This window comes from Streptomyces sp. NPDC043896, from assembly GCF_056435605.1.
Genome location: NZ_JBWKEE010000001.1, coordinates 133890 through 141258 on the forward strand (window position 1 = coordinate 133890; position 7369 = coordinate 141258).

The window sequence follows — 7369 nt, forward strand, 5'->3', positions numbered from 1 at the left end:
AGCGGCTGCCGAGCACTGGAGGGGGACCATGACCACGCACGGGAACGGCAGCGGATCCGAGGCACTGCGACCGCACGCCGAAGACGCCTTCGCACACGAACTGAAAGCCCTCGCCGCCCACGACGACCGGCCCCGCCCGGCCCGCTGGAAGCTCTCCCCGTGGGCCGTGGCCACCTACCTCCAGGGCGGCACCCTCGCCGACGGCACGGTCGTCACGCCCAAGTACGTCGGCCCCCGCCGGATCGTCGAGGTCGCCGTCACCACCCTCGCCACCGATCGCGCCCTGCTCCTGCTCGGCGTCCCCGGCACCGCCAAGACATGGGTGTCCGAACACCTCGCCGCCGCCGTCAGCGGGGACTCCACCCTCCTGGTCCAGGGCACCGCCGGCACCCCCGAGGAGGCCATCCGCTACGGCTGGAACTACGCCCGCCTCCTCGCCCACGGCCCCAGCCGCGAAGCCCTCGTCCCCAGCCCCGTCATGCGGGCCATGGCCGAGGGCATGACCGCCCGCGTCGAGGAGCTCACCCGCATCCCGGCCGACGTCCAGGACACCCTCATCACCGTCCTGTCCGAGAAGACCCTCCCGATACCGGAGCTCGGCGAGGAGGTGCAGGCCGTCCGCGGCTTCAACCTCATCGCCACCGCCAACGACCGCGACCGCGGGGTCAACGAGCTCTCCAGCGCCCTGCGCCGCCGCTTCAACACCGTCGTCCTGCCACTGCCCGCCACCGCCGACGCCGAGGTCGACATCGTCGCCCGCCGCGTCGACCAGATGGGCCGGGCCCTGGACCTGCCCGCCGCCCCCGAGGGACTGGAGGAGATCCGCCGCGTCGTCACCGTCTTCCGCGAGCTGCGCGACGGCGTCACCGGCGACGGCCGCACCAAGGTGAAGTCGCCCAGCGGCACCCTGTCCACCGCCGAGGCCATCTCCGTGGTCACGGGCGGGCTCGCCCTGGCCGCGCACTTCGGGGACGGCGTCCTGCGCCCGTCCGACGTGGCCGCCGGGATCCTCGGAGCCGTCGTCCGGGACCCGGCCGCCGACCGGGTCGTCTGGCAGGAATACCTGGAGGCCGTCGTCCGCGAGCGGGACGGCTGGAAGGACTTCTACCGCGCCTGCCGAGAGGTGACGGCATGAGCCCGGGAGCCGCCGGACCGCTGCTGCTGGGCGTCCGCCACCACGGGCCCGGCTCGGCCCGGGCCGTACGGGCCGCGCTGGAGCGGGCCCGCCCCAAGGCCGTGCTGATCGAAGGACCGCCCGAGGGGGACGCCCTCCTCCCGCTGGCCGCCGCCCCCGGGATGCGCCCGCCCGTCGCCCTCCTCGCGCACGCGGCGGACGACCCCGGCAAGGCCGCGTTCTGGCCGATGGCCGCCTTCTCCCCGGAGTGGACCGCCATCCGCTGGGCCCAGACCGAGGACGTGCCGGTCCGCTTCATCGACCTGCCGGCCGCCCACGCGCTGGCCGCGCCGGGGGAGGAGGACGAGGGCGGGGCCGAAGCCGTCCGGGTCGACCCGCTCGCCGTGCTCGCCGAGACCGCCGGGTACGAGGACCCCGAGCACTGGTGGGAGGACGTCGTCGAACACCGGGGCACGGGGGAGGTACGGGACCCGCTGGCCGTCTTCGAGGCCCTCGCGGAGGCCATGGGCGCCCTCCGCGAGACCTACGGGGACGGCGGCCGGCCGCGCGACCTGGTCCGCGAGGCGCACATGCGGCAGCGGATGCGCGCCGCCCGCCGCGAGTTCGGCGACGACTACGCCGTCGTGTGCGGCGCCTGGCACGTCCCGGCGCTGCGCACCAGGACCACCGTCGCGGCGGACCGGGCACTGCTCTCCGGGCTGCCCAAGGTCAAGGTGGAGACCACCTGGGTGCCGTGGACCCACCGCAGACTCGCCCGGGCCGGCGGGTACGGCGCGGGAATCACCTCGCCCGGCTGGTACGCGCACCTGTTCGAGGCCCGCGACCGGCCCGTCGAGCGGTGGCTGACCAAGGTCGCCGGGCTGCTGCGGGCGGAGGACCGGCAGGTCTCCTCCGCGCACGTGATCGAGGCCGTCCGGCTGGCCGAGACCCTGGCCGCCGTCCGCGGCCGCCCCCTGCCGGGGCTCACCGAGACCCTGGAAGCGGTCCGGGCCGTGATGTGCGACGGCTCCGACGTACCCCTGGCGCTGGTCGAGGACCGGCTCGTCGTCGGAGACGTGCTCGGCGAGGTCCCGGACGCGGCACCCGTCGTCCCGCTCCAGAGGGATCTCACCCGCAGGCAGCGCTCGCTGCGGCTCAAGGCCGAACCGCAGCGCCGCGACCTGGAGCTGGACCTGCGCAAGGACTCCGACGCGGCCAAGTCCCTGCTGCTGCACCGGCTGCGACTGCTCGGCATCGACTGGGGGACGCCCACCGCCTCCCGCGGCGGCACGGGCACCTTCCGGGAGACCTGGCGGCTGTGCTGGGAGCCGGAGCTGTCGGTGCGGGTCGCGGAGGCCGGGATCTGGGGCACCACCGTCCTGGGGGCCGCCACCGCGAAGGCCGAGGCCGACGCCGCCGCCGCGGGGGAGCTGGCGGAGGTCACGGCGCTGGCCGAGCGCTGCCTGCTGGCCGGGCTCTCGGAGGCCCTGCCCGCCGTGCTGCGGGCACTCGCCGACCGGGCCGCGCTGGACACGGACGTGGCCCGGCTCGCCAAGGCGCTGCCCGCGCTGGCGCGTTCGCTGCGGTACGGGGACGTGCGGGGGACGGACGCGGCGGCGCTGGCCACGGTCGCCGCCGGGCTGGCGGAACGGATATGCGTCGCGCTGCCACCGGCCTGCGCGGCCGGCCTCGACGCCGACGGGGCGGCGGAGCTTCGGGGCCACGTGGACGGGGTGCACGGGGCGGTCGGGCTGCTGGCCGACGCGGACCCGGGGCTGCGGGAGCGGTGGTCGGCGGTGCTGCGGACGCTGGCCGGGCGGGACACCGTGCCCGGGCCGATACGCGGGCGGGCCGCGCGGCTGCTGCTGGACGACGGGCGGCTCCCGGCGCAGGAGACGGCACGGCTGATGGGGCTCGCCCTGTCCCCGGCGGCCTCCCCGGCCGACGCGGCCGGCTGGATCGAGGGCTTCGCGGGCGGGGGCACCGGCGGCGGGACGCTGCTGGTCCACGACGAGCGGCTGCGGGGCCTGATCGACGCCTGGCTGGTGGCGGTGCCGGAGGGTGCCTTCGTCGGCGTACTGCCGCTGCTGCGGCGCACGTTCGGGGCGTACGAGCCGGGCGTGAAGCGCGCCCTGGGCGAGCTGGCGCGGCGCGGCCCGGGCGCCCGCACCCCGTCCCCCGCCGCCGGCTCCGCCCCACCGGGCTTCGCCCCGGCCCTGGACCCGGCCCGCGCGGACGCCATGGTCGCCCTGGCCCGGCTGTTGCTGGAGCCGGCCTGACCCCGCCCCTGCCCCGGCCGGGCGGTTCAGGGGCCGCGGGGGGTGCCCGGCCCGTCTGTCGCCCTGCTGGGCGGGGGCCGGGGTGGGGCGGCCGCGGGGGGTGCCCGGCCCGTCTGTCGCCTGCCGGGCGGATCCGGGATGGGGCGGCCGCGGGGGCGCCGCCGCCCCCGCACGGGCTGGGCGGGCGGGCGCCGGGCCCGCCCCCGCACGCCGGACGCCGCCGCCCGGGCCGGGGAACGCGGCCCCGCCCGGGAGCACCGCCCGGCGGCCGGGGGAGCTTGCGGCGCGGGGGGCCGGGGAGCCCCGGAGAGCAGCGGACACACGGAACGAGAGGGGAGTCGGATGACGGAGAACGGCACGGCGGCCGCCGGAGACGAGCGGCTGCGGCGCTGGCGGCTGGTGCTCGGCGGCGAGAGCGACGGCACGGGCCGCACGCTGAGCGGCCGGGACGCGGCGATGGACGGGGCGCTCGGCGCGCTCTACGCGGGCTCGGGCGGGGGTGGCCGGGCGCAGGGGGAGCGGTCAGCCGGGCTCGGGGGTTCCGCGCCGCGCGTGGCGCGCTGGCTCGGGGACATCCGTACGTACTTCCCCGCCCCGGTGGTCCAGGTCATGCAGCGGGACGCCATCGAACGGCTCGGCCTGTCCGCGCTGCTGCTGGAGCCGGAGATGCTGGAGGCGGTGGAGCCCGACGTCCACCTCGTCGGCACCCTGCTCTCGCTCAACAAGGCCATGCCGGACACCACCAAGGAGACGGCGCGGGCCGTGGTCCGCAAGGTGGTCGAGCGGCTGGAGAAGCGGCTCGCGGCGCGCACCCGGGCCACGCTGACCGGCGCGCTGGACCGGTCCGCGCGGGTCAGCCGCCCCCGCCACCACGACATCGACTGGGACCGCACCATCCGGGCCAACCTGAAGAACTACCTCCCGGAGCACCGGACCGTCGTCCCCGAGCGGCTCGTCGGCTACGGCCGCGCCTCCCGGGCGGTGAAGAAGGAGGTGGTCCTCTGCATCGACCAGTCCGGGTCGATGGCCGCCTCGGTCGTCTACGCCTCCGTCTTCGGGGCGGTCCTCGCCTCCATGCGGTCGATCGCCACCCGGCTGGTCGTCTTCGACACGGCGGTGGTCGACCTGACCGATCAGCTCGACGACCCGGTCGACGTCCTGTTCGGCACCCAGCTGGGCGGCGGCACCGACATCAACCGCGCCCTCGCCTACTGCCAGTCCAAGATCACCCGACCGGCCGACACCGTCGTCGTCCTGATCAGCGATCTCTACGAGGGCGGGATACGCGACGAGATGCTGGGGCGGGTGGCCGCCATGAAGGCGGCCGGCGTGGAGTTCGTGACCCTGCTGGCCCTGTCCGACGAGGGGGCCCCCGCCTACGACCGCGAGCACGCCGCGGCCCTGGCGGCGCTGGGAGCCCCCGCCTTCGCCTGCACCCCCGACCTGTTCCCGGAGGTGATGGCGGCCGCTCTGGAGAAGCGTCCCCTGCCGGTCCTCTGACGGGCACGCCATCGGCGGATCACACGAAGACGCAGTTCAACCGTGAGGCGATCTGTGACAGGTATCACCGCTCAGGTGTGAGCTGCGATTTAGGGACCTACGTCCCACGGGGATAACCTGCGAGACGGACATGCCGCGTCCACGGTCACCGTGTGCGCCTTCCTAGTGACAGCGCCGTCACGTTGCCCTCCGCGGCACGCCCACGCAGATAGCAGACAACCGCGAATCACTGCGAATCTTTAAGACAAGGGACGGACGCGCGTGGACCTGTTCGAGTACCAGGCGAGGGACCTCTTCGCCAAGCACGGTGTACCGGTGCTGGCCGGTGAAGTCATCGACACGCCTGAGGCGGCTCGCGAGGCCACCGAGAAGCTGGGCGGCAAGTCGGTCGTCAAGGCCCAGGTGAAGGTCGGCGGCCGCGGCAAGGCCGGTGGCGTGAAGCTCGCCGCCACCCCGGACGAGGCCGTCGCCCGCGCGACGGACATCCTCGGCATGGACATCAAGGGCCACACGGTCCACAAGGTGATGATCGCCGAGACCGCTCCGGAGATCCTGGAGGAGTACTACGTCTCGTACCTCCTCGACCGCACCAACCGCACCTTCCTGGCCATGGCCTCGGTCGCCGGCGGCATGGACATCGAGCAGGTCGCCGAGGAGACCCCGGAGAAGCTCGCCAAGGTCCCGGTGAACGCCAACGAGGGCGTGACCATCGAGAAGGCCCGCGAGATCGTCGAGCTGGCGAAGTTCCCGGCCGAGGTCGCCGAGAAGGTCGCCGAGGTCCTCGTGACCCTGTGGCAGACCTTCATCGCCGAGGACGCGCTCCTCGTCGAGGTCAACCCGCTCGCGAAGGTCGCCTCCGGTGACGTCATCGCGCTCGACGGCAAGGTCTCCCTCGACGAGAACGCCGAGTTCCGCCAGCCGTCCCACGAGGAGTTCGTGGACCACGCCGCCGCGAACCCCCTCGAGGCCGCCGCCAAGGAGAAGGGCCTCAACTACGTCAAGCTCGACGGCGAGGTCGGCATCATCGGCAACGGCGCGGGTCTCGTCATGAGCACCCTGGACGTCGTCGCGTACGCCGGTGAGAACCACGGTGGCGTCAAGCCCGCCAACTTCCTCGACATCGGCGGTGGCGCCTCCGCCGCCGTCATGGCGAACGGTCTGGAGATCATCCTGGGCGACCCGGACGTCAAGTCCGTGTTCGTCAACGTCTTCGGTGGCATCACCGCGTGTGACGAGGTCGCCAACGGCATCGTCCAGGCGCTGAAGCTCCTCGAGGACCGGGGCGAGGCGGTCACCAAGCCGCTGGTCGTCCGCCTCGACGGCAACAACGCCGAGCTGGGTCGCAAGATCCTCTCGGACGCCAACCACCCGCTGGTGCAGCGCGTGGACACCATGGACGGTGCGGCCGACAAGGCCGCCGAGCTCGCGGCTGCGAAGTAAGGGCAGAGGTCACAGACTCACATGGCTATCTTCCTCAACAAGGACAGCAAGGTCATCGTCCAGGGCATGACCGGTGCCACGGGCATGAAGCACACCAAGCTGATGCTGGCTGACGGCACCAACATCGTCGGTGGCGTGAACCCGCGCAAGGCCGGCACGACCGTCGACTTCGACGGCACCGAGGTCCCGGTCTTCGGTTCCGTCGCCGAGGCGATGGAGAAGACGGGCGCCAACGTCTCCGTCCTCTTCGTCCCGCCGGCCTTCGCCAAGGCCGCCGTCGTCGAGGCCATCGACGCCGAGATCCCGCTGGCCGTCGTCATCACCGAGGGCATCGCGGTGCACGACTCCGCCGCCTTCTGGGCGTACGCGACCGCCAAGGGCAACAAGACCCGCATCATCGGCCCGAACTGCCCGGGTCTGATCACCCCCGGCCAGTCCAACGCCGGCATCATCCCGGGCGACATCACCAAGCCCGGCAAGATCGGTCTCGTGTCCAAGTCCGGCACGCTGACCTACCAGATGATGTACGAGCTGCGCGACATCGGCTTCACCTCCGCCGTCGGCATCGGTGGCGACCCGGTCATCGGCACCACGCACATCGACGCCCTGGAGGCCTTCGAGGCCGACCCGGAGACCGAGCTCATCGTCATGATCGGCGAGATCGGCGGCGACGCCGAGGAGCGTGCGGCGGACTTCATCGCGAAGAACGTCACCAAGCCGGTCGTCGGCTACGTCGCGGGCTTCACCGCCCCCGAGGGCAAGACCATGGGCCACGCCGGCGCCATCGTCTCCGGCTCTTCTGGCACCGCACAGGCCAAGAAGGAGGCCCTTGAGGCCGCCGGCGTCAAGGTCGGCAAGACCCCGACCGAGACGGCCAAGCTGGCGCGCGAGATCCTGAACGGCGCCCAGTAGCGGTTCGGCGGTCGTACGGACGTACGGGCGTGGGGGGGGGGGGGGGGGGGGGGGGGGGGGGGGGGGGGGGGGGGGGGGGGGGGGGAGGGTTCTGTTTTTGGCGTGTTTTCGTGCTAGGGGGGTG

At 73.8% G+C, this 7369-nt stretch carries 5 protein-coding genes; all 5 read left to right on the forward strand.

All coding sequences use genetic code 11. The annotated features are described in order from the left end of the window. The first annotated feature begins 28 nt into the window (after positions 1–28). A complete protein-coding gene (locus tag AC069X_RS00685; RefSeq protein WP_478723631.1) occupies positions 29–1135 on the forward strand; it encodes an ATP-binding protein in 1107 nt (368 codons plus the stop codon). After that, complete coding sequence (locus AC069X_RS00690; protein ID WP_478723633.1) at positions 1132–3393, forward strand: DUF5682 family protein; 2262 nt, start codon at positions 1132–1134, stop codon at positions 3391–3393. Before AC069X_RS00685 ends, AC069X_RS00690 begins: the two co-directional genes overlap by 4 nt. A gap of 342 nt (positions 3394–3735) precedes the next feature. Further along, positions 3736–4893 carry a VWA domain-containing protein gene (locus AC069X_RS00695; protein WP_478723635.1) on the forward strand — a complete coding sequence of 386 codons (1158 nt, stop codon included), beginning with the start codon at positions 3736–3738 and terminating at the stop codon, positions 4891–4893. Between the two features lie 261 nt (positions 4894–5154). After that, a complete protein-coding gene (sucC, locus tag AC069X_RS00700; protein ID WP_478723637.1) occupies positions 5155–6333 on the forward strand; it encodes an ADP-forming succinate--CoA ligase subunit beta in 1179 nt (392 codons plus the stop codon). A 21-nt stretch (positions 6334–6354) separates the two neighbouring features. Then, positions 6355–7245: a succinate--CoA ligase subunit alpha gene (sucD, locus tag AC069X_RS00705; protein WP_478723639.1), complete on the forward strand. Its 891-nt coding sequence runs from the start codon at positions 6355–6357 to the stop codon at positions 7243–7245. Positions 7246–7369 lie beyond the last annotated feature (124 nt).

Excerpts from the sequence above, each read along its gene's own strand:
- AC069X_RS00685 (WP_478723631.1), top strand. The coding sequence starts at position 29 with ATGACCACGCACGGGAACGGCAGCGGATCCGAGGCACTGCGACCGCAC.
- AC069X_RS00690 (WP_478723633.1), top strand. The coding sequence starts at position 1,132 with ATGAGCCCGGGAGCCGCCGGACCGCTGCTGCTGGGCGTCCGCCACCAC.
- AC069X_RS00695 (WP_478723635.1), top strand. The coding sequence starts at position 3,736 with ATGACGGAGAACGGCACGGCGGCCGCCGGAGACGAGCGGCTGCGGCGC.
- sucD (WP_478723639.1), top strand. The coding sequence starts at position 6,355 with ATGGCTATCTTCCTCAACAAGGACAGCAAGGTCATCGTCCAGGGCATG.